Annotated in this window: 21 protein-coding genes; 3 read left to right on the plus strand and 18 right to left on the minus strand. The window is 70.3% G+C overall.

The window, feature by feature from the left end:
• Window positions 1–6 precede the first annotated feature (6 nt).
• The 12 genes from ACZ4WS_RS18960 to ACZ4WS_RS19015 form a co-directional block, all read right to left on the minus strand.
• On the minus strand, window positions 7–1,122 hold the full coding sequence (locus ACZ4WS_RS18960; RefSeq protein ID WP_467981767.1) for an aliphatic sulfonate ABC transporter substrate-binding protein: 1,116 nt from the start codon (window positions 1,120–1,122) through the stop codon (window positions 7–9).
• A 228-nt stretch (window positions 1,123–1,350) separates the two neighbouring features.
• A complete protein-coding gene (locus ACZ4WS_RS18965) occupies window positions 1,351–2,706 on the minus strand; it encodes a sulfate adenylyltransferase subunit 1 (protein ID WP_467981768.1) in 1,356 nt (451 codons plus the stop codon).
• Window positions 2,707–2,708: 2 nt separating this feature from the next.
• A complete protein-coding gene (gene cysD / locus ACZ4WS_RS18970) occupies window positions 2,709–3,662 on the minus strand; it encodes a sulfate adenylyltransferase subunit CysD (RefSeq protein ID WP_467981771.1) in 954 nt (317 codons plus the stop codon).
• A complete protein-coding gene (gene cysC / locus ACZ4WS_RS18975) occupies window positions 3,659–4,231 on the minus strand; it encodes an adenylyl-sulfate kinase (RefSeq protein WP_467981773.1) in 573 nt (190 codons plus the stop codon). Before cysC ends, cysD begins: the two co-directional genes overlap by 4 nt.
• Window positions 4,228–4,938: a phosphoadenylyl-sulfate reductase gene (locus ACZ4WS_RS18980; protein WP_467981775.1), complete on the minus strand. Its 711-nt coding sequence runs from the start codon at window positions 4,936–4,938 to the stop codon at window positions 4,228–4,230. The genes cysC and ACZ4WS_RS18980 overlap by 4 nt, the downstream gene beginning before the upstream one ends.
• Entirely contained in the window at window positions 4,935–5,114 is a 180-nt protein-coding gene (locus tag ACZ4WS_RS18985) for a hypothetical protein (protein ID WP_467981777.1), read from the minus strand. The genes ACZ4WS_RS18980 and ACZ4WS_RS18985 overlap by 4 nt, the downstream gene beginning before the upstream one ends.
• The gene (locus ACZ4WS_RS18990) at window positions 5,111–6,805 is read right to left on the minus strand and encodes a nitrite/sulfite reductase (protein ID WP_467981779.1); all 1,695 of its coding nucleotides are present in this window, start codon (window positions 6,803–6,805) and stop codon (window positions 5,111–5,113) included. Before ACZ4WS_RS18990 ends, ACZ4WS_RS18985 begins: the two co-directional genes overlap by 4 nt.
• Window positions 6,806–6,961: 156 nt before the next feature.
• On the minus strand, window positions 6,962–7,045 hold the full coding sequence (locus ACZ4WS_RS18995; RefSeq protein WP_309486338.1) for a putative leader peptide: 84 nt from the start codon (window positions 7,043–7,045) through the stop codon (window positions 6,962–6,964).
• Between the two features lie 128 nt (window positions 7,046–7,173).
• Window positions 7,174–7,746, minus strand: a complete 573-nt coding sequence (locus ACZ4WS_RS19000) for a GNAT family N-acetyltransferase (RefSeq protein WP_467981781.1) — start codon at window positions 7,744–7,746, stop codon at window positions 7,174–7,176.
• A 117-nt stretch (window positions 7,747–7,863) separates the two neighbouring features.
• Window positions 7,864–9,219 carry a hypothetical protein gene (locus ACZ4WS_RS19005; RefSeq protein ID WP_467981783.1) on the minus strand — a complete coding sequence of 452 codons (1,356 nt, stop codon included), beginning with the start codon at window positions 9,217–9,219 and terminating at the stop codon, window positions 7,864–7,866.
• A 278-nt stretch (window positions 9,220–9,497) separates the two neighbouring features.
• Window positions 9,498–10,643 carry a GAF domain-containing protein gene (locus tag ACZ4WS_RS19010; protein WP_467981785.1) on the minus strand — a complete coding sequence of 382 codons (1,146 nt, stop codon included), beginning with the start codon at window positions 10,641–10,643 and terminating at the stop codon, window positions 9,498–9,500.
• A 419-nt stretch (window positions 10,644–11,062) separates the two neighbouring features.
• Window positions 11,063–12,697: an acyl-CoA dehydrogenase family protein gene (locus ACZ4WS_RS19015; protein ID WP_467981787.1), complete on the minus strand. Its 1,635-nt coding sequence runs from the start codon at window positions 12,695–12,697 to the stop codon at window positions 11,063–11,065.
• Between the two features lie 17 nt (window positions 12,698–12,714).
• Here ACZ4WS_RS19015 and ACZ4WS_RS19020 point away from each other — a divergent pair, with 17 nt between their 5' ends.
• Window positions 12,715–13,878 (plus strand): YihY/virulence factor BrkB family protein, encoded by a 1,164-nt coding sequence (locus tag ACZ4WS_RS19020; RefSeq protein ID WP_467981789.1) that lies wholly within the window; start codon window positions 12,715–12,717, stop codon window positions 13,876–13,878.
• Window positions 13,879–13,958: 80 nt separating this feature from the next.
• Here the strand turns inward: ACZ4WS_RS19020 and ACZ4WS_RS19025 are convergent, their stop codons facing one another.
• A complete protein-coding gene (locus ACZ4WS_RS19025) occupies window positions 13,959–14,801 on the minus strand; it encodes an NAD(P)H-binding protein (protein WP_467981790.1) in 843 nt (280 codons plus the stop codon).
• 104 nt (window positions 14,802–14,905) lie between these two features.
• On the opposite strand from ACZ4WS_RS19025, the gene ACZ4WS_RS19030 reads away from it, so the two are divergent.
• Window positions 14,906–15,841 (plus strand): AraC family transcriptional regulator, encoded by a 936-nt coding sequence (locus ACZ4WS_RS19030; RefSeq protein WP_467981792.1) that lies wholly within the window; start codon window positions 14,906–14,908, stop codon window positions 15,839–15,841.
• A gap of 10 nt (window positions 15,842–15,851) precedes the next feature.
• Entirely contained in the window at window positions 15,852–16,556 is a 705-nt protein-coding gene (locus ACZ4WS_RS19035) for a helix-turn-helix domain-containing protein (RefSeq protein ID WP_467981793.1), read from the plus strand.
• Here the strand turns inward: ACZ4WS_RS19035 and ACZ4WS_RS19040 are convergent.
• From ACZ4WS_RS19040 to ACZ4WS_RS19060, 5 genes are all read right to left on the minus strand, one after another.
• Window positions 16,539–16,940, minus strand: coding sequence for a VOC family protein (locus ACZ4WS_RS19040; protein ID WP_467981795.1), 402 nt, complete (start codon window positions 16,938–16,940; stop codon window positions 16,539–16,541). The two genes, ACZ4WS_RS19035 and ACZ4WS_RS19040, sit on opposite strands and share 18 nt — an antisense overlap.
• A 164-nt stretch (window positions 16,941–17,104) precedes the next feature.
• Entirely contained in the window at window positions 17,105–18,145 is a 1,041-nt protein-coding gene (locus ACZ4WS_RS19045; RefSeq protein ID WP_467981797.1) for a LacI family DNA-binding transcriptional regulator, read from the minus strand.
• 203 nt (window positions 18,146–18,348) lie between these two features.
• Window positions 18,349–20,127, minus strand: coding sequence for a glycoside hydrolase family 43 protein (locus tag ACZ4WS_RS19050; RefSeq protein WP_467981799.1), 1,779 nt, complete (start codon window positions 20,125–20,127; stop codon window positions 18,349–18,351).
• Complete coding sequence (locus ACZ4WS_RS19055; RefSeq protein WP_467981801.1) at window positions 20,124–21,050, minus strand: carbohydrate ABC transporter permease; 927 nt, start codon at window positions 21,048–21,050, stop codon at window positions 20,124–20,126. Before ACZ4WS_RS19055 ends, ACZ4WS_RS19050 begins: the two co-directional genes overlap by 4 nt.
• On the minus strand, window positions 21,050–21,934 hold the full coding sequence (locus ACZ4WS_RS19060; RefSeq protein ID WP_467981803.1) for a carbohydrate ABC transporter permease: 885 nt from the start codon (window positions 21,932–21,934) through the stop codon (window positions 21,050–21,052). The genes ACZ4WS_RS19055 and ACZ4WS_RS19060 overlap by 1 nt, the downstream gene beginning before the upstream one ends.
• Between the last annotated feature and the right edge of the window lie 3 nt (window positions 21,935–21,937).

Consider the following 21,937-nt stretch of genomic DNA (forward strand, 5'->3'; position numbering starts at 1 on the left):
CCGGGCTTACTTGACGCCGAGACCGGCGTCGTCGACCGTGCTCTCGCCCGCGGCCTTGAGGACCTTGTTCAGGAGCGTGAGGTCGTAGATGCCCGTCAGGTTCGGCTTCTCCAGCAGACCGGCCTTCACCGCGTGCTCCGCCTCGGTGTTGAGGGTGGCGGCCAGCGGGTCATTGGTGATCTGGATGGAACTCCAGGCCGGGTCCAGGACGTCGGTGGGCAGCGCCTTGCCGGAGTCCGTCGCCAGCTGCTTGTTCGCCGCGGCCTTCGCCTTGTCGGGGTTGGCGTTGATCCACTCGTTGGTCTCGACCGAGCCCTTCAGCACGGCCTCGACGACCTTCGGGTGCTCCTTGAGGAAGCTCTGCGACACGATGATGTTCGTGATCACGAACTTCTTGTCGGGCCACAGGTCGGCCTCGTCGAGCAGCACCTTGCCGCCCTCGGCGACCAGCTTGGACGCGGTCGGCTCCGGCACCCAGGCGCCGTCGATGGAGCCGGACTTGTACGCGTCCGGGGTGATCTTGTTGTCCGTGCGGACGACCGAGACATCGCCCTTGCCGCTGTTCGCGTCGACCTTCCAGCCCTGGTCCGCGATCCAGTTGAGGAACGCCACGTCCTGCGTGTTGCCCAGCTGCGGGGTCGCGATCTTCTTGCCCTTGACGTCCTTCAGGGACTTGATCTTCTTCGGGTTGACGACCAGCTTCACGCCGCCGGACGCCGAACCGCCGATGATGCGCAGGTTCTTGCCGAGCGACTTGGTGTAGCCGTTGATCGACGGCGAGGGGCCGATCCAGCCGATGTCGATGGACTTCGAGTTGAGCGCTTCGATCTCGGACGGGCCGGCGTTGAAGGTCTGGTACTGGGCCTTCGTGGCGCCCAGCTCCTTTTGGAAGAGGCCCTCCTGGCGGCCCACGAGCGCGGTGGCGTGGGTGAGGTTGCCGAAGTAGCCGATCTTCACGGAGTCGAGACCGTCGATCTTGCTGGACCCGGCGGCGACCTTCTCCTTCGAGGAGGTGTCGCTCTTCGACTCGGAGCCGTAGCTGCAGGCGGCGAGCGCGAGCAGCGGGAGTGCGGTGATCACGGCGAGGCCGCGACGTACAGCGGTGGAGCTGATGGCAGGCACGGGAGGGGTTCCTCTCGTTGGCCCGGCGGTCACGTTTCAGTCGTGGCCGGGAAGGTCGGCAGGTCTTCGTCGCGTCCGGGACGTCGGGTGGGGGGACGGGGCGCGCAAGCGGTGCGCGTACGTCATCGCGCACATCGCGCGACTCCGCCCTGCCCGCTGCCGAGGGCGCCGCTGCCGACGCGGCCGCCCTCCTTCGCGAACGTGGAGTAGAAGTCGGTGGACGTCATGTCAGAAGTCCCACCCGTCGTCGTCGGCCTCGTCCTTGACCGGCTGCGGCGCGGCGAAGGACTCGCCGACCATGCCCGCGGTCAGGGTCGTGCCGTCCGCCGGGTCGATCAGGATGAACGCGCCGGTGCGGCGGGAGTCGGCGTACGAGTCGAGCGGCAGCGGCTCGGCGGTACGGATCACGACGCGACCGATGTCGTTGGCGACCAGCTGCCCGGGGTGCGGGTGCAGCGACAGGTCGTCCAGCGTCAGCCGGGACGGGATGTCCTTGACGATCGCCTTGACCGTGCGGGTGCCGTGCTTGAGCAGCACGCGGTGGCCGACGGTGAGCGGCTGGTCGGCGACGTGGCAGACGGTCGCCTCGACGTCCTGGGTGGTCGGGGGCGCGTCCGTGGTCGGCACGATCAGGTCGCCGCGCGAGATGTCGATGTCGTCCTCAAGGAGGAGGGTCACCGACTGCGGGGTCCACGCGACGTCGACCGGCTTGCCCAGCAGGTCGATCCCGGCGACCTTCGACGTACGGCCGGAGGGCAGCACGGTGACCTCGGAGCCGACGCGGAACGTACCGGCCGCGATCTGACCGGCGTACCCCCGGTAGTCGGGGTGCTCGGCGGTCTGCGGGCGGATCACGTACTGCACGGGAAGGCGCGCGTGGCAGTGCGCCAGGTCGTGGCTGACCGGCACGGTCTCCAGGTGCTCCAGGACCGTCGGGCCGCCGTACCAGTCCATGTTCGCGGAGGCGTCCACCACGTTGTCACCGGCGAGTGCCGAGATCGGGATCGCGGTGATCTCGGGGACGCCCAGCTCGGAGGCGTACGCCGTGAACTCCTCGGCGATGGCGGCGAAGACGGACTCCTTGTACTCGACGAGGTCCATCTTGTTCACGGCGAGGACGACGTGCGGGACGCGCAGGAGTGCGGCGACGGCGGCGTGCCGGCGGGTCTGCTCGATGACGCCGTTGCGGGCGTCGACGAGGACGACGGCCAGGTCGGCGGTCGAGGCACCGGTGACCATGTTCCGCGTGTACTGCACGTGACCCGGTGTGTCGGCCAGGATGAAGCGGCGGCGCGCGGTCGCGAAGTAGCGGTACGCCACGTCGATGGTGATGCCCTGCTCGCGCTCGGCGCGCAGGCCGTCCGTGAGCAGCGCGAGGTCGGGGGCCTCCTGGCCGCGGCTGGCCGAGACGCGCTCCACGGCCTCCAGCTGGTCCGTCAGGACCGACTTGGAGTCGTGCAGCAGGCGTCCGACGAGGGTGGACTTGCCGTCGTCGACGGAGCCCGCGGTGGCGAAGCGCAGCAGGGTGGTCGCCGACAACTGCTCGACCGACAGCGGCTCGGTGGGTTCGGTGGTGCTGGTCATGACTAGAAGTACCCCTCGCGCTTGCGGTCTTCCATCGCGGCCTCGGACATCTTGTCGTCGGCGCGGGTGGCGCCCCGCTCGGTGAGGCGGGAGGCGGCGATCTCGGCGATCACGGCGTCCAGCGTGGTCGCGTCGGAGTCGACGGCGCCGGTGCAGGACATGTCACCGACGGTGCGGTAGCGGACGAGCCGCTTCTCGACGGTTTCGCCGTCCTTCGGGCCGCCCCACTCACCGGCGGTCAGCCACATGTTGGATCGCATGAAGACCTCACGCTCGTGCGCGAAGTAGATCTCGGGCAGCTCGATGTCTTCGCGGGCGATGTACTGCCAGACGTCCAGCTCGGTCCAGTTGGAGAGCGGGAAGACGCGGACGTGTTCGCCGGGTGCGTGGCGGCCGTTGTAGAGCTGCCACAGTTCGGGGCGCTGGCGGCGCGGGTCCCACTGGGAGAACTCGTCGCGCAGCGAGAAGACGCGCTCCTTCGCCCGCGCCTTTTCCTCGTCGCGGCGTCCGCCGCCGAAGACGGCGTCGAAGCGCTCGGACTGGATCTTCTCGGTGAGCGGCACGGTCTGCAGCGGGTTGCGGGTGCCGTCCGGGCGCTCCTTGAGGACACCGCGGTCGATGTAGTCCTGTACGGAGGCCACATGGAGGCGCAGCCCATGTTCGGCGACCACACGGTCGCGGTACTCCAGGACCTCGGGGAAGTTGTGTCCGGTGTCGACGTGCAGCAGCGTGAAGGGGATCGCCGCGGGGGCGAACGCCTTCAGCGCGAGGTGCAGCATGACGATGGAGTCCTTGCCGCCGGAGAAGAGGATCACCGGCCGCTCGAACTCGCCCGCGACCTCACGGAAGATGTGGACGGCCTCGGACTCCAGCGCGTCCAGGTGCGACAGCGCGTACGGGCTGCTGGCGCCCTCGGAATCGTCAGCAGTCTCGGAGACAGTGGCTGCGGTCGTCATGCGAGACCCCTTTCGGCGAGCAGCGCATGCAGCGCGGCCGCGGACTCCTGCACGGACTGGGTGTGCGACTCGATGCGCAGATCGGGCGACGCGGGCTCCTCGTAGGGGTCGTCCACGCCGGTGAGCCCCGAGATCTCGCCCGCGGCCTGCTTGGCGTACAGCCCCTTCACATCGCGCACGGAGCACACCTCGACCGGAGTCGCCACATGCACCTCCAGGTACGCGGTGCCGCCCGTCTGGTGGCGCCCCCGCACCGCCTCACGGCTGTCCGCGTACGGCGCGATCACCGGCACGAGCGCCTTGACGCCGTTGCGCGCCAGCAGCTCGGCGAGGAAGCCGATCCGCTGCACGTTCGTGTCACGGTCCTCGCGGGAGAAGCCGAGGCCCGACGAGAGGAACTCGCGGATCTCGTCGCCGTCGAGCACCTCGACGCGGTGGCCCTCCTCGCGCAGCCGTCCTGCCAGCTCGTACGCGATGGTGGTCTTGCCGGCACTCGGCAGACCCGTGAGCCAGATGGTGGCTCCGGTTGTCACTTGCTGCTCCTGGGAAATCTGAGTGGTCGTAGTCATCCGTGCAGCCCGCACTCGGTCTTCGCGCGTCCGGCCCAGCGGCCCGCGCGCGCGTCCTCGCCCTCGAGGACCTGGCGGGTGCAGGGCGCGCAGCCGACGGAGGCGTAACCGTCCATCAGCAGCGGGTTGGTGAGGACCCCGTGCTCGGCGACGTACGCGTCGACGTCGTCCTGCGTCCAACGGGCGATCGGCGAGATCTTGACCTTGCGGCGCTTCTCGTCCCAGCCGACGACCGGGGTGTTCGCCCGGGTCGGGGACTCGTCGCGACGCAGGCCCGTGGCCCAGGCGCTGTACTTCGTGAGCCCCTCCTCGAGGGGCTTGACCTTGCGCAGCGCGCAGCACAGGTCCGGGTCGCGGTCGTGCAGCTTGGGGCCGTACTCGGCGTCCTGCTCGGCCACCGTCTGACGCGGGGTGAGCGTGATGACGTTGACGTCCATCACGGCCTCGACCGCGTCCCGGGTGCCGATGGTCTCCGGGAAGTGGTAACCCGTGTCGAGGAAGACCACGTCGACGCCGGGGAACGCGCGGGACGCGAGGTGGGCGACCACCGCGTCCTCCATGGAGGAGGTCACGCAGAAGTTCTTGCCGAACGTGCCGGCGGCCCACTGAAGGATTTCCAGAGCGGAGGCGTCCTCAAGGTCGCGCCCCGCCTGCTCGGCGAGGCTCTTCAGCTCTTCGGCCGTACGCTCTTCCTGAATCGCCGTCATATCTCGTCCCCTCCACCGTCATTGCGCTGAACCCCACGGGCGAGCAGCCCGAGGAACTTCAACTGGAAGGCTCGATTGCACGCCGCGCATTCCCATGCGCCGTGACCCTGCTCGCTGGGTCGCAGGTCCTCGTCTCCGCAGTAGGGGCAGTAGAAGGGGGCGGCACGCTCACTCATGAGAGCGACTCCTCGCTGGCGCGCGTGGCCCAGGTGGCGAAGCGCTCGCCGTCCTCGCGCTCCTCCTGGAAGCGCTTGAGGACACGCTCGACGTAGTCGGGCAGCTCCTCCGAAGTGACCTTCAGGCCACGGACCTTGCGGCCGAAACCGGCCTCCAGGCCGAGCGCGCCGCCCAGGTGCACCTGGAAGCCCTCGACCTGCTCGCCCTGGTCGTTGAGGACCAGCTGGCCCTTGAGACCGATGTCCGCCACCTGGATACGGGCGCAGGCGTTCGGGCAGCCGTTGATGTTGATGGTGATCGGCTCTTCGAACTCCGGGAGGCGGCGCTCGAGTTCGTCGATCAGGGAAGCACCGCGCGCCTTGGTCTCGACGATCGCGAGCTTGCAGTACTCGATGCCGGTGCAGGCCATCGTGCCGCGCCGGAAGGTGGAGGGCCGCACGGTCAGGTCGAGCGCCTCCAGGCCCTCGACGAGCGAGTCGATCTGCGCCTCGTCCACGTCGAGGACGATCATCTTCTGCTCGGCGGTGGTGCGCAGGCGGCCCGAGCCGTGCGCCTCGGCCAGCTCGGCGATCTTCGTGAGCGTCGCGCCGTCCACACGGCCCACGCGCGGCGCGAAGCCGACGTAGTAGCGGCCGTCCTGCTGCCGGTGCACACCGACGTGGTCGCGCCAGCGGGCCACCGGCTGGTCGGGGGCCGGGCCGTCGACGAGTTTCCGCTGCAGGTACTCGTCCTCCAGGACCTGGCGGAACTTCTCGACACCCCAGTCGGCGAGCAGGAACTTCAGGCGAGCGCGGGTACGAAGGCGCCGGTAGCCGTAGTCGCGGAAGATCGAGATGACGCCCTCGTAGACGTCCGCGACCTCGTCCAGCGGGACCCAGGCGTTCAGGCGCTGGCCGATCTTCGGGTTGGTGGAGAGACCGCCGCCGACCCAGAGGTCGAAGCCGGGGCCGTGCTCGGGGTGGTTCACGCCGACGAAGGCGATGTCGTTGATCTCGTGCGCCACGTCCAGCAGCGGCGAGCCGGAGATCGCGGACTTGAACTTGCGGGGCAGGTTCGAGAAGTCCTTGTTGCCGATGATCCGGCGGTGGATCTCTTCGAGCGCCGGGGTGCCGTCGATGATCTCGTCCTCGGCGATGCCGGCGACGGGCGAGCCGAGGATCACACGGGGCGTGTCACCGCAGGCCTCGGTCGTGGACAGGCCGACGGCCTCCAGGCGGTCCCAGATCTCGGGGACGTCCTCGATGCGGATCCAGTGGTACTGCACGTTCTGCCGGTCGGTGAGGTCGGCGGTGCCGCGCGCGAACTCCTGCGAGATCTCGCCGATGACGCGCAGCTGCTCGGTGGTCAGCCGGCCGCCGTCGATCCGGACGCGGAGCATGAAGTACTTGTCGTCCAGCTCCTCCGGCTCCAGGATCGCGGTCTTGCCGCCGTCGATGCCGGGCTTGCGCTGGGTGTACAGGCCCCACCAGCGCATACGGCCGCGAAGGTCGTTGGGGTCGATCGAGTCGAAGCCCCGCTTGGAGTAGATCGTCTCAATGCGTGTCCGCACATTGAGACCGTCGTCGTCCTTCTTGAACTGTTCGTTGCCGTTGAGCGGGGTGAAGTGACCCACGGCCCACTGACCCTCGCCGCGGTGACGGCTCACCTTGCGGCGGGGCGCGGCGGCGGGATTCTGCGGGGTGGCGGCCATGGTTGTTACGTCCTTCGAGACTGCGGGACAAGTCTGACAGCGGCTCTGACCTGCACATACGGGCGCATACAGAAGTATGGGCGCGTCATTGCGCAAGGGTCGCAAAAGAAAGGGGGTCGGCGGTGCTGCCCGGGCCGGAGGCCCTGTGGCGCAGCGTCAGCTCGCCGGACAGATGGCGCTGGACATGCGGCCGAGGTCGACGTGCCGCCGACTCACCAAGGCAATTCCAGTTCCAGACATGACGGAAGCGTGTCACGCGGATCTCGGGCCAGTCCACCGTCATCCATCATGTGGACACCCTTGTCCCGAATGGTGAGACAAGGGTGTCGTCGGTCACACGTCCGGGTCCCCGGCCGCGTCCCGGCAGGTCAGACGGTGTGCGCTCCAGGCCAGGGGCCCGGTGCGGCTACGTCCGGTTCGTCCTCGACCTTGGTGTCGAAGAGTTTGAAGCCGCGCCGCAGATAGTTGTCCATCGCGTGCTCCCCGTCCAGGCTGCAGGTATGCAGCCAGACCCGCTTGGTCTCGGCCCGCTCCGGCCAGCGCTCGGCCAGGTCCCAGGCCCGCGCGACCCCGTGGGAGAGGAGGTGGCCGCCGATCCGGCGCCCCCGGAAGGCGGGGATGAGCCCGAAGTACATGACCTCCACGGCACCGTCGTCCTGCGGGTCGAGCTCGACATAGCCCGCGGGCGTCCCCCAGTCGTACGCGACCCAGGTCTCCACGGCCGGCCGCTCCAGGACTTCCTGCCACTGCGCGTACGTCCAGCCGAGCCGGTCGGTCCAGCTGATGTCCCCGCCGACCGACGCGTACAGGAAGCGGCTGAACTCGGGCGAGGGGACCTCGGAGCGCACGATCCGGAAATCCCCGTCGGGCGCGCTCGCGGGGAGCAGGTCGGTCGGGGCCGTCTGCTCCAGGGACCAGGTGGTCACAGTGACGTTGCTCATGCCGGCCAGGGAACCATGGGGGTGCGTCCGCCTCCAAAAATGACCGCGGACCGCTTTCGCGGGCAGGCCTGCCACCGGACCCGCTCTCAAGAACGGGGCCTGCCCCGAGGCGGGCGTCTACTCCAGCGAGCCGTCGACCGACGACAGCGGAACCGCGTAGAGCACCCGATCCGCCGCCGCGCCCGTCAGCGTCCACAGCTCGCCCGTCTCCTGCCAGTAGGAGAGGGACGTGGCGCCCAGGCCCCAGCAGGCGTGCGACTGGTCCGCGGTGCAGGTGGCCGCCGTGGCGCCGCTGTCGGTCTGGCGCCACAGGGCGGCGTGCTGGGTACGGCTGTGCGGGGCGCGGCCGACGTACCAGTCGGCCTTGTCCGCGCCCCGACGCGTGTGTGAGAGGACGCCGGACAGTCCGACGGCCTTGCTCCGGTACGCCTCCGTCGCGTCGACGCGGCCGTGGATGTCACCCGCGAGCAGACCCGTGCGGTAGGCGGAGGTGCTGTACGTGTAGCGCCAGACACGGGTGCGGTCCGCGCCGCCGGACGTGGACGGCTCGGTCGCCACCAGGCTGTCCGGCGCCGTCGTACGGTCGAGGGAGAGGGAGCCGAAACAGGGGACGGCCTTGTCGCTGCCGGCCGTACACGCGCCGCCGGTCACGTCGTACGAGCCGATCGCCGGGAGCACGTACTGGTAGCCGTCGGCCGAGTAGCCGCCGCTCGCCTCGCCGACGGCGCCGCTGTCCACGTCGGTCTTCAGGATGCGGTGCAGGTCGAAGACGAGCAGGCCCGCGCCGTTCGCGGCGGTGACGATCAGCTTGTCCTGGTACCAGACCATGCCGCCGAGGCCCGAGCGGACCGCCGCGAAGTCCTTGCCGCCGTCGCGCGGGGCGACGAGCAGGACCCAGCGGTAGGTGAGGGCGTTCGGGTCGGTCGCGTCGACGAAGGCGATCCGGGCCAGGCCGTTGTCCTGGGTCGGCGCGGCGGCCTGCCGTTCGTTGTGCGACCAGCCCGCGAGGATGACCCGGCGTGCGCCCCACTGCCCGTCGTCGTCGGCGTCGCCCGAGGTGGTGACGGACCGCGGCTGCCACTGCCGGGTCGTCGCGTCACCGCTGTCCCAGCAGTACGCGCGCGTGGCCTTCGGCTCGACCGGCAGCGCGGCCCGCTCAGAGGCCGAGCAGTCGGACCTGCTCCGCATCGCGTGGTCGGCACTGTCGAGGACGCCCTCGACGCCGACGTTTCCGCCCATGCGCCGGGTGAGCGTGTCGAGCGTGTCCTGGGAGGCCAGGTTCTCGTGGAGGCGCAGCTCGCCGATCGCGGACGCCGAGGTGAGCCGGGTCAGCGCGCCCGGACTGCCGCTGCTCGTGGCCTGGGAGGTGCTGATCAGGGTGGCGGCCGCGGTGAGCGCGAGGGCGGTTCCGGCCAGGGTGGCGCGCAGCGCCTGTCCCCGCCTGCGACGACGGTGCCTGCCGCGGTGCTTCATGCGTCCTCCCGGGAAGGCCAACTGCCTCTCACGCTCAGGACGTTGACGGAGAGACGGGTGGGGTGGCCTGTGAGGGGATGCTACGGCAGAGAGTCACGTGCCTGGTCGAAGACCCCGGAAGACGCTCACGAAATACGCATACGACGGTCCGTCACCTGCGCGCGGCCCTCGACACGCTCACCCAGGGAATGAAGTCCCTCATGCGCACGCGGGAGTCCCCCGTCCTTGTCATACGCACGCGGGAGTCCCCTACCCCTGTCATGCGCACCCGGGAGTCCCTACCCCTCTCCCGTCGCCCCGCCCGCCCGCACCCCCAGCACCGCGGGCGCCGCCGAGTGCGGCAGCAGATCGCGCGGATCGTCCGGCAGCAGGACCTCGACCTCCACCTCCTCACGGAAGCGGTACGGCCGGTGATCGAGAAGCCCCGTGAGACGTCGCCGTACCCGGGACAGTTCGGCGCGGACCGTCACCGTGCGGGTCGGGTCGTCGAAGAGGTCGACCGCGAGCTGGGCCGCGCTGCGCCCCTGCCGGTGCACGGCCAGCACGTACAGCAGCTCGGCGTGGCGGGGGCTCAGGTCCTGCGTCCAACTGCCCGCCGCGCCCGAGACGGTCGCGCACAGCCGCCGCGGCTCGCTGAGGTCCAGCACCACACGGCTCGCACTCGCCGGGGTGTCGGCCTCGATGACCCGCAGCAGCCAGCCGCCGGGCATCGGCTCGGCGACGCAGGCTCCCAGGGAGGGCAGCCAGACGCGGCCCGCCCCGAGGGAGTCGGGCAGCGGGACCCGGTCGACGGGCGGCATCCCGGTGACCGCGGCGAGCCAGCCGTGCGTGTCCACCACCAGTGCCTTGCCGCCCAGACGGCACAGGAGGGGCGCGGCCACCGCGCGCAGCCGCTCGATGGCCGCCAGATGCCGGTACCGCAGTTCGCTTTCGGCCAGCCGGGACACCGAGTCGACCAGGGCGAGCGTGGAGGGATGGAAGCTGCTCTGGGGTCCGCTCACGTCGATGATGCCCAGCAGCCGCCCGTCACGCGGGTCGTGCACCGGGGCGGCGGCGCAGGTCCAGTCGTGCAGGGTGCGCACGAAGTGCTCGGCCGAGTGCACCTGGACGGCGCTGCCGGTGCTCAGCGCGGTGCCGATCGCGTTGGTGCCCGTGGTGTCCTCGCTCCAGGCGGCGCCCTCCTCCAGACAGATGGTGTCGGCCCGGCGCAGCACGCCCGCGTTGCCCTCGCGCCACAGCACCCGGCCCTCCGGGTCGGTGACCACCATGATCTGCAGGGACGCGTCGGCGACCGAACCGAGACCGCCGCTGAGGGTCGGCATCACGTCGGCGAGTGCGGTCGAGGTGCGGCGGTGCTCGAGCTCCTCCGTCTGCAACCGCACGCTGTCCGTGCCCTGTTCGGGTTGAATACCGAAACGTTTCATTCTTTGCCACGATTGTCCGATGACCGGGCGCGGTGCGCTCGGGGAGTGCCCGTCCCCGAGTGTCGCGGCCCAGGTCTCCCGGAGATGCCGGACCGTTTCGGACGCGTCCAGCGGAGCGAAACGGGCGGGGTTGAACGATGTGGTCTTCACAGGGCACTCCCGAAACCGGTACCGCGCACGAGCTGTGACGCCGCCGTCACCACACATCGTGCCTGTTCTCGGCTCATGACGCCGGGAGTTCGTACAAGGAGCGCAAACGAATGCAACGGTCTGCAACTCTCGCCAACGGTCACAAGGTTCCTTGAAACTGACAACGACGTCGCCCGTGCGGCGTCCGCGCTCCTTGAACGGGGCCGGAGAGCGGGGGTGGTGCCGTGTCGGCGCAGCACCACCCCCGTATCCCGGCGGGTATGAGCGGTTCAGGACACCGGCCGCGCCCGCTCCACCACCGTGGCCAGATCCAGACTGTGCGGCAGGGTGCCGAAGGCCGAGCCCCAGTCGCCGCCCAGGCGTGACGCGCAGAACGCGTCGGCGACCTCCGGGGGCGCGTACTGGACGAGCAGTGACCCCTGGAGCACCAGCGCGATGCGCTCGACGAGACGGCGGGCGCGGCCCTCGATGCCGTCCAGGTCGGCGAGTTCGGCCAGCAGGTTCTTGATCGCCCCGTCGAGGCGGTGGTCGGCGCCCCGGGCTCGTCCCACCTCGCGCAGATACGCGTCGAGGGCACCCGGCTCCCGCTGCAGCGCGCGCAGGACATCCAGCGCCTGTACGTTGCCCGCGCCCTCCCAGACGGAGTTGAGCGGCGACTCGCGCAGCAGCCGGGGCATGCCGGACTCCTCTACGTACCCGTTGCCGCCCAGGCACTCCAGGGCCTCGACCGCCACCGGCGTACACCGCTTGGTGACCCAGTACTTGGCGGCCGGCACCGCGAGCCGCAGGAACGCCCGCTCCTGCTCGCTGCCGTCGTCGTACGCGGCGGCGAGCCGCAGCGCCAGCGTCGTCGCGGCCTCGGACTCCAGCGCCAGATCCGCCAGTACGTTCCGCATCAGCGGCTTGTCGATGAGCCTGCCGCCGAACGCCTCGCGGTAGGTGCAGTGGTGGATGGCCTGCGCGACGGCCTGCCGCATCAGCGAGGCCGAGCCGAGCACACAGTCGAGGCGGGTCGCCGCGACCATCTCGATGATGGTGCGCACCCCGCGCCCCTCGTCCCCGACCCGGCGCGCCCAGGTCCCGTCGAACTCGACCTCGCTGGAGGCGTTCGACTTGTTGCCGAGCTTGTCCTTGAGCCGCTGGATGCGGAAGACATTGCGCGTGCCGTCCTCCAATACGCGCGGGACGAGGAAGCAGGTCAGCCCGCCGGGAGCCTGCGCGAGCACGAGGAAGCCGTCCGACATCGGCGCCGAGCAGAACCACTTGTGGCCCGCCAGCTCGTACGTCCCGTCCTCGGCGAGCGGTCGTGCCTCGGTCGTATTGGCCCGTACGTCGCTGCCGCCCTGCTTCTCCGTCATGCCCATCCCGAAGAGCACACCGGCCTTCTGGGAGGCGGGCCGCAGCCCCTCGTCGTAGATGGTGGACGTCAGCCGCGGCTCCCACTCGGCGGCGAGCGCCGGGTCGGTGCGCAGCGCGGGCACCGCCGCGTGGGTCATCGACAGCGGGCAGCCGTTGCCCGCCTCGGCCTGCGTCCAGACCACGAAGGCGGCCGCGCGCCTGAGGTGTCCGCCGGGGCGCGACCAGGCAGCGGTCAGCCCCGCCGACACGCCCTTGCCGAGCAGCCGGTGCCAGGCGGGATGGAACTCGACCTCGTCGATCCGGTTGCCGTAGCGGTCGTGGGTGCGCAGCTTGGGCGGGTTCTCGTTGGCCAGCCTCCCCCACTCCTGTACCTGCGCGGACCCGGACGTGCGCCCGAGTGCCGACAGCTCCTCGCGCGCCTCGTCGAGGAGCCCTGGATCGAGATGCCGTTCGACCGCCTCCACGAGGGCCCGGTCGGCGGCAAAGACGTCATATCCGACCAGGGGCGGAGCCTGGTTGGTCACGGTGTGGGTGCTGGCTGCCATACGGATACGGTAAGGAGGTGCACCAGGCAAAAGAAACACCTGAACGGCCTCCCTCGGGCCGCTTTCACCGCGCCCGCGCGCTGTACCGGAACGTGTCGAAGCGCAGGACCGCCTGGCTGCTGCTCAAGGACACCGTCAACTCGTGCATGGAGTACCGGATCCTGGGGCTGGCGGCCGAGGCCGCCTTCTTCACGCTCCTGTCCGTGCCGCCGCTGCTGCTGAGCATGATCGGACTGCTCGGCTACGTGGACGCCTGGACCGGCGCCGACTCGATCGCCAGCCTGGAGAACAACATCCTGGAGGCGTCCCGCACGGTCCTGTCCGACAAGGGCGTGCACCAGATCGCCGAGCCGATCCTCCACGACGTGCTGAAGGGCGGCCGTCCCGACGTCATCTCCCTCGGCTTTCTGTTCGCCCTGTGGTCGGGCTCGCGCGCGGTGAACGTCTTCATCGACACCATCACCGTGATGTACGGCCTCGACGGCACCCGCGGGATCGTGAAGACCCGTGTCATGTCGTTCCTGCTCTTCATCGTGGCGCTGATGATCGGTTCGATCGCGCTGCCGCTGATGGTGGCGGGCCCGGACGCGGTGGTGAACATCGTGCCGTGGTCGGCGACGCTCGTGCAGGTCCTGTACTGGCCCGTCGTCATCGTCCTCTCGGTCGTCTTCCTCACGACGCTCTACCACGTGTCCGTGCCGGTGCGGTCCCCGTGGGTCGAGGACGTGCCGGGCGCCCTCGTCGCCCTCGCCATGTGGGTGCTCGGCAGCTTCCTGCTCCGCATCTACCTGACCAACACCGTCGAGGGCCCCACGATCTACGGTTCGCTCGCCGCGCCCGTCGCCGTCCTGCTGTGGATCGGTGTGTCCGCCTTCGCGGTGCTGGTCGGCGCCGCCGTCAACGCCGCCATCGACCGTGTCTGGCCGGCCGCCGCCACGGCCGCGGCCCGCGCCGCCAATGAACGCCTGCGCGAGGCCCAGGCCGCCGAGTACGTCGCCCGCGCCGCCGCGCACCGCTCGTACGACGCCGATCCCGAAGACCCGGACATGCCCTCCGAGTTCCCGGAGCGCTGGTCGCGCTTCCTGCCGCCGGAGGACGTGACGTCCCGGCTGCGGACCCATGCGAAGAGCACGCATCACCACCCGCACAAGAACGGGGACGTCCCGCCTCCGGGGGAGTGAGCCCTCCGGCTTTCCGGCTCCGGGGGAGTGGCCCTCAGGCCCTCAGGCCCTCAGGCCCTTCGGCTCCGGGCGACTGGCCCTCAGGCTTTCCAGGCTCCGGCCGCCGCGGCCTCCCTGGCGAAGTCCGTGAAGTCGCGCGGCTCGCGGCCCAGGATCTGCTGGACGCCGTCCGAGAGGTAGGAATTGCGGCCGTCGAGCAGGCTCTCGAAGAGTTCGACGAGGAAGTCGACCTCCTCGGGCGGCACCCCGAACCCGGCCAGGCTGTTGCCGTACTCGCCCGCTGTGAGAGGGGTGTACGTCAGCTCGCCGCCCGTCGCCTTCGAGATCTCCGCGACCGCCTCGCGGAAGGTCAGCAGCCGGGGCCCCGAGATGGCGAGCTCCTGCCCGACGTACCGGTTGCCCGTCGTCAGCGCGGCCACCACGACGTCGGCGATGTCCCGCACGTCGATGAACGGCTCGCCCACCTCACCGCCAGGAAACACCAGCTCTCCGTGTCGCAGCCCCTCCACCAGCGGCCCCTCACTGAAATTCTGGGCGAACCACGAGGCCCGTACGATCGTCCAGTCCGCGCCCGACGCCTTGAGCGCCTCCTCGGTCGGCCGGGCCCGCTCCTCGCCCCGCGAGGACAGCAGCACGAGCCGCCGTACGCCGAGATCGACCGCCCGCCGCCCGACACCGCCGACCGCGACGGCGGCCTTGGGGGAGCCGACGTCCGAGGGGCAGACGAGATACGCCGCGTCGGCGCCCCGCAGGGTGTCCGCCCATGTCGTGGGGTTGTCCCAGTCGAAGCCCTGGGCGCGGGACGCGGCCCGCACCGTGAGACCGGCCGCCCGCGCGGCCTCCGCGACCCGGCGCCCGGTACGCCCCGAGGCCCCTGTGACCACTACCGTCATGTCCTGCTCACGTGCTGTGTTGTCCGTCATGCAGCCAGTGAACTGCCGTGCGCGACACAGGGACCATCGCTGAACGGCTCATTCCCATAAGCGGACGTCTACGGCCTTCCGCCGCCTGCGTTTACGCTGACGCCATGGACGCACTCGCAGGCCTTCTGGAAGGCCCACGCGCGCGTGGCGCCTTCATGATCCGTGCGTGCTTCGACCCGCCCTGGTGCGTGCGCATCGAGGACCGCGCCCCCCTGACGATCATGCTCGTGGTCCGCGGTGACGCGTGGGTCGTGCCGGACGGGGGAGAGCGGGTACGGCTGCGGGCCGGCGACCTGGCCATCGCGCGCGGCCCGGACCCGTACACCTGCGCCGACGACCCCGGGACCGCGCCCCAGGCGGTGATCCTGCCGGGCGGCGAGTGCACCTACCCGGACGGGCGCTCCCTGAAGGGCCACTGGGACCTCGGCGTGCGCAGCTGGGGCGACCGGCTCGACGGCTCCACGGTGCTGCTGATCGGGACGTACATGATGCAGGGCGAGGTCCACGGCAGGCTGCTGGACGCACTGCCGCCGTTGCTCTCCCTCACCTCCGACGAGTGGGAGTGCCCGCTGACGCCGATCCTCGCCGAGGAGATGGTGCGCGACGAGCCCGGGCAGGAGGTCGTCCTGGACCGGCTGCTCGACCTGCTGATGATCGCGGCCCTGCGGGCCTGGTTCTCGCGCCCGGAGGCGGCCGCGCCCGCCTGGTACCAGGCTCTCGCCGACCCGGTCGTGGGCCGGGTGCTGCGCCTCGTGCAGGACGACCCGGCCCACCCCTGGACGGTGGCGACGCTCGCCGCCAAGGCCGGGGTCTCGCGGGCCGCGCTGGCCCGCCGCTTCAGCGAGCTCGTGGGCGAGCCCCCGATGACGTATCTGACCGGCTGGCGCCTCGCCCTCGCCGCCGATCGCCTGCGCGAAACGGACGACACCCTCGAGTCGATCGCCCGCCACGTCGGCTACGGCAGGGCGTTCGCGCTGTCCAGCGCCTTCAAGCGGGTGTACGGGGTCAGCCCGCAGGAGCATCGGACGCGGGCCGCGTAGCCTGGCGTACGTGTACGTGGAACGCGCGTCCCGGCTGGCGGGCGCCGTGGTGTGGTCCCGTGAGGTGTCCGTTCCCTCGGCGGGAGCAGGTTCCTCGGTGGCAGCCGTCCTGCCCGACGGCTGCATGGACCTGCTGTGGAACGAGGGACGGCTCCTGGTCGCCGGGCCCGACACCCATGCGTACCTCCCGGAAGGCGCGCCCAGCCGCTGGGCGGGCGTGCGTTTCTTCCCCGGTACGGCGCCGGCGCTCCTGGGTGTGCCCGCGCACGAACTCCGCGACCAGCGCGTCGACTTGGCGGAGCTGTGGCCCAGCTCGGAGGTACGGCGCCTCGCCGGGCACATCGCCGCAGCCGTCGACCCCGTGAACGCGCTCGAAGAGGTCGCACTGGAACGGGCGGCCGACGCGGAGCCCCCTGATCCCCAGCTCCTGCACCTGGTGGCGGCCTTGGACGCGGGCCGCCCGGTCGCCACCGCGGCGGACGAAATCGGTCTGGGCGTACGGCAGTTGCACCGGCGATCGCTGGCCGCTTTCGGGTACGGCCCGAAGACACTGGCCCGCGTGCTGCGGCTGCAACGGGTGCTCGCCCTCGCGCGGGACGGGGTGCCCTTCGCGGAGACGGCGGTGCGGGCCGGGTTCGCGGACCAGGCCCATCTGGCCAGGGACGTACGGGAATTGGCGGGGACGACGCTCGGCGAACTAGTCGGTCACCGGTAGCCGCGCGAACAGATCCACCCCGTTGCCGTCCGGGTCGTGCACGACCGCGTACCGCATGCCCCAGAAGGCGTCCCACGGCTTGAGCTCGCCGTGTTGACCGGCGCCGACCAGGTCCTCGTACATGGTGTCCACCTCGGCCGGGGTGTCGCACAGGAAGGCCAGGGAGACCCGGCCGCCCCCGGTCGGCGGCCGCCACCCGGCGTGGAACGACCGGACGGTGTCCTCCGTGTCCAGCGCCAGCCGCAGCCCACCGGGCAGCTCGGCCTCGACGTGCGGCTCATTCTCGGCGCCCTCGGGGAAGACGAGCCCGAGACGGCGGTAGAAGGCGAGAGAGGCGGCCATGTCGGAGACGACCAGGCCGATCACATCGAATCGTGGAGTCATGCGGTCACCGTAGGCAGGCCGCGGGCCGTGGGTCTTGAACGAATCGGACACGCTCCCGGTTCGGCACTTTGCACGGCCTTCCGCCCGGCTGCCGAGTGAACCCTGAGTCCTTGAGGGGGCTTTGAGGCGCACCTCCTCGGCGGCGTCACCTGGGCGGCCGCCTCCTAGGCGGTCGGCACCGGGCCCGTGCTCGATCGCTCCACCAGACGCGTCGACAGCTCCGTACGCGTGCCCTCCGGCTGGTCGCCCGCCATCATCCGTACCAGCAGGCGCAGCGCGGTCGCGGCCATCTCGGAGAGCGGCTGGCGCACGGTGGTGAGGGCCGGGGTGGCCCAGCGGGACTCGGGGAGGTCGTCGAAGCCGACCACGCTGATGTCGTCCGGGACGCGCAACTTCCTGTCGGCCAGGGCCTGGTAGGCGCCGAGGGCCATCTTGTCGGAGCAGACGAAGACGGCGGTGGGCGGTTCGGGGAGGTCGAGGAGCTGCAGCATGCGGCGGTGGGCGCCGGATTCGTTGAAGCTGCCGTAGCGGATGTACTCGGGGCGGTGCCGGACTCCGGCCGACGCGAGGGCGGAGCGGTAGCCGGCGACCCGGGCGCTGCTGCATATCTTGCGGCGGTAGCCGCCGATGACGGCGATGCGTTCGTGGCCGAGGGAAAGCAGGTGGTCCGTCGCCAGCAGGCCGCCCTGCCAGTTCGCCGCGCCCACCGACATGACGCCCGGCGGCGGTTCGTGGACCGGGTCGATCATCACGAAGGGGATGCGGTGCTGGTCGAGCCAGGCGTACTGGGACGGGGTCAGCTCGGCCAGGTTGAAGAGCACTCCGGATGAGCCCCGGGTGGTGAGTTTGTCCAGCCAGCCGCGCTCGGGGCGGCCGCCCGTGGTCCGGGTCAGCCCGGCCGAGACCACCACCTCCAGTCCCGCGTCGTGCGCGGCTCCCTCCACACCGTGCAGCACCGCGCCCGACCAGGAGCTCTCCAGGGAGTGCACGACGAGATCCACCAGGCCCGGCGCCTTGGCCGCCTCGAAGCGGGGTCTGCGCACGTAGCCGAGCCGGTCGAGTGCCTCGGTGACCCTTCTGCGGGTCTCGGGTGCCACGTCCTCCCGGCCGTTGACCACCTTCGACGCCGTCGGCACGGACACCCCGGCCTCACGCGCGACGACCGCCAGCGTCGGCCCGGTCGTCACGCTCCCGCCACGCACCATCGCGGCTCCATCCCTCAGGCCCCGTCCCGAGGGCCGCTGAAATTTTCGAACAGCGTCGCTCGCGCGGCGGAAACAGGGGCCGCATAGCAAGCGCTTCCTACATTAAAGCCACCTCAACTCGGCGTGAAGAAGCAGGGATTCATCAGACTGCTCCGGGCCGAAACCTTCGAAACTTCGAACAGGGGGCTGTGCGCACCGCCGCGTCACTCGGGCGTGCAAGTCAACCGGAACCCGGTGAAGTCGGCGGTGAAGGCGCCCTCGACGAGGTCATGGGCGTGGATGCCGGCGAACGCGCCGGTGAAGCGCAGCCGGGATCCGTAGTCGTCGGAGAGACGGCTGAAGTCGAGAGGCGGGCCGAGCAGTGTGCGTGCCCCGTCCCGGAGGTACCAGAACTGCGCCTCGGCGCCGTCGACGGTCACGCCCAGGGTGACCGGGGCTGCCGCGTCGACGCCGACAACAGCCACCTGCCGGGCGCCCTCCTCGTCGCGTTCCAGGAGGCTGAGCACAGTGCGGCCCGCGCCCTGCCACTGCTGACCGCGCTGCGGTTCGCCCGCCGGCTCGGCCCAGGTGAGGTCGAGGCTGAGATAGGACTCGGTGTTGTACCAGAGCACCAGGCCGGCGGCCTGGCTGAACGTGTGCGGCCCTGCCTCGACCGTGACCTCGGCCTCTGCGCGGTGCTCGGTGATGCGCTGGGCCAGCAGGCTCTGGGCCCACCGGGACTCGGGGCCCTGACGGCCGCGCAGCCGGATCCAGCCGGGGCGGGTGGTCGTGTCGGCCCAGGAGGGATCCGCGTAGCCGCGCAGTGTGCTCCACGGCCAGGACAGCGCCTCGGCCTGCAGGGCGTGCGGCGGTGACTGCGCCTCGGGCTGTACGGCGGGCGACTGTGGCTGTGTCTCGGCCTGCACGGCGGGCGACTGTGACTGCGCCTGGGCCTGTGCGGCGGGCGGTGACGGCCACGTCTCGGTGCGCGTCGGTACGTCGACCTCGACCGCGGGGTGCCACCCGCCCTGCCGCAGCCGGGGCCAGCCGTCGGCATCCCAGACCACGGCCTGGATCGCCGTCTCGCGGCCGAGCGGGCAACGGGGGCCGTGCGCGGTCCGCAGCGGACGGGCCGTCAGATGACTGAGGAACCATTCGCCGTCCCGCGTCTCGACGAGTTCCGCGTGCCCGGCCTTCTGCAACGGCACTTCAGGGTCGTCCCGCGTAGTCAGCAGGGGCCGGGTATCGAGCTCGTACGGCCCGGTCATGGCACGGCTGCGCGCCACCAGGACTCCGTGCTCGAATCCCGTACCGCCCTCCGCGAGGACGAGGTAGTACCAGCCGTCCCGCCACAGCAACTTCGGCCCCTCGATGAGGCGTTCGTGCTGGAGCAGCAGATGTGTGTCGCCGACCGTGGCCAGGGTGTCGCGGTCGAGTTCCGTCAGGACGATCCCGGCGAAGCGCCTGCCCCCGGGACGGTGGTCGCTCTGCATGTTCAGCAGCCACAGGCGGCCCTCGTGGTGGAACAGCGCGGGGTCGAAGCCATGGCCGGCGACCCGGCGCGGCGCGGTCCACTTCCCGCCCACGTCGGACGAGGGTCTCCCCGCGCATGGGGGTCCCCCCGCTCGAGCGGAGCCGAGAGTGGGGGAGAAGCCGAGAGCGGGGGAGGTGCTGACGTAGGTGTCCAGGTCGAAGTAGGGGGTGCCGACCGAGCGTACGATCGAGTACACGATCCAGAACCGTTCGCCGTCCCAGCTCAGCGACGGTGCCCAGATGCCTCCGGAGTCCGGGATCCCGGCCAGCGAGTCCCCGGGCACCGCGCCCCGCACATGTCCCGCGTACTCCCAGTGGGCCAGGTCCCGGGACCGGTGGAGAGGAATCGTGGGGAACCACTCGAACGAGCTGGTGGCCACGTAGTACCACTCGCCGACCCGGACCAGCGAGGGGTCCGGGGCGAAGCCGCGGATGACGGGGTTGTGCGCAACGGTTCGGGGCCCGGTCACTTGAGGGCTCCCAGGGTGACGCCCGTCCGCCAGTAGCGGCGCATCGCGGTCATCATGACGGCGAGCGGCACGATGGACAGCAGCGCGCCGGTCAGGACGAGACTGGTCAGGTCGACGCCGGACTCCAGACGTTTGCCGGTCCAGTTGTACAGGCCGATGTTGAGAGTCCAGTTCTCCTCGCCGCGCAGCACGGTCAGCGGGAGGAAGAACGCGTTCCAGGTGTTGACGAAGGCGAGCAGGAACACGGTGGCGCCGCCCGTGGTCATCATGCGCAGCACGATGCTGAAGAAGATCCGCACTTCTCCGGCGCCGTCCAGGCGGGCCGCCTCCAGGAGTTCGAAGGGGATCGTGGCTTCGGTGTAGACCTTGGCCAAGTACACGCTGAACGGGTTGATCAGACACGGGATGAGCATGGCCCAGGGGGTGTCGACCAGTCCGATCTCCGAGAACAGCAGGTACAGCGGGAGAGTGAGCAGGGCGATCGGGATCAGGAACGAGCCCACGACGCAGGCGAACACCGCATTGCGCCCGGGGAATTCGAAGCGGGCCAAGCCGTATCCGGTGGCGAGGGCGATGAGGGTGCCGCCGAGGGAGCCGACTCCCGCGTACAGGAACGAGTTGGCGGTCCAGCGCAGGAAGATGCCGTCCTCGTAGGTGAAGAGCTGATGCAGGTTCTCCCACAGGTGCATGCCGGAGAACCACAGGCCGTTGCTCTGGTACAGCCCGGTGCGGTCCTTGGTGGCGGCGACGATCAGCCACCACACCGGAAAGAGGCTGTAGGCGCCGGCCAGGATCAGACCGACCAGGAGGAAGCGCTGGCCGCCCCGCCCGCGGGAGGCGCCGTCGGGGCGGGTGAGCCGCCGGACGGGGCGGGCGGGGGGCCGCTCGGTGCTGTTTTCGCTCCGATGTTCCGTCAGCATCATCAGTCGACCTCCTTCGAAGTGAACCGGTAGAAGAGGAAGGAGGCGACGCCGAGGATGACGGCGAGCAGCACCGACAGGGCCGCGGCGTAGTGGTAGTTGCCGGCGTTGAACGCCTGGTTGTAGATGACCATGATCGGGGTGAAGCTGTCGTTGACCGTCTGCGGCGTGACATTCCGGAACAGCGCGGGCTCGTTGAAGATCTGCAGCATCTGGATGATGGAGAGCAGGCCGGTCAGCACCAGCGCTCCGCGGACGTACGGGATCTTGATGCTCCGCGCGATGCGCACCTCGGAGGCACCGTCGAGGCGTGCGGCCTCGAACAGGTCGCGGGGCACGCCTTGGAGCGCCGAGTAGATGATCACCATGTTGTAGCCGATGCCGTGCCAGGTGAGCAGGTTGCCGATGGACGGCCAGACCATCGAGGGCGCGAAGAAGTTCCAGGAGAGCCCGAAGAGCTTGCCCAGGGGCGTCAGCGGGCCCACGTCGGGGCTGTAGAGGTTGATCCAGACGATGGCGGCGACCACCCCGGGGATCATGTACGGGATCAGCAGCAGGATCCGGAACCTGCCGGCCGCTCGTGAGGTGAGCGAGTCCAGGAACAGGGCGAGCACCAGGCTGATGAGGAGCATCACCGGGATCTGGACGCAGGCGAACAGGAACACCCGCAGGACGGAGTTCATGAACGCCGAGTCGGTCAGGCCGTGCTGGTAGTTGTCCAGACCGACGAACTTCTCCGTCGCGCCGCCGAGTCCGAGTCCGGACTGCTGCTCGAGGAACAGCGACTGGTAGACGGCGTAACCGATCGGAATCAGGTACAGGAAGACGAAGCCGAGCTGGAAGGGCACCGTAAAGGCGGCGCCCTTCCAGCGCTGGGAGCGGATCATACG

The organism is Streptomyces sp. NPDC029292 (assembly GCF_055569295.1).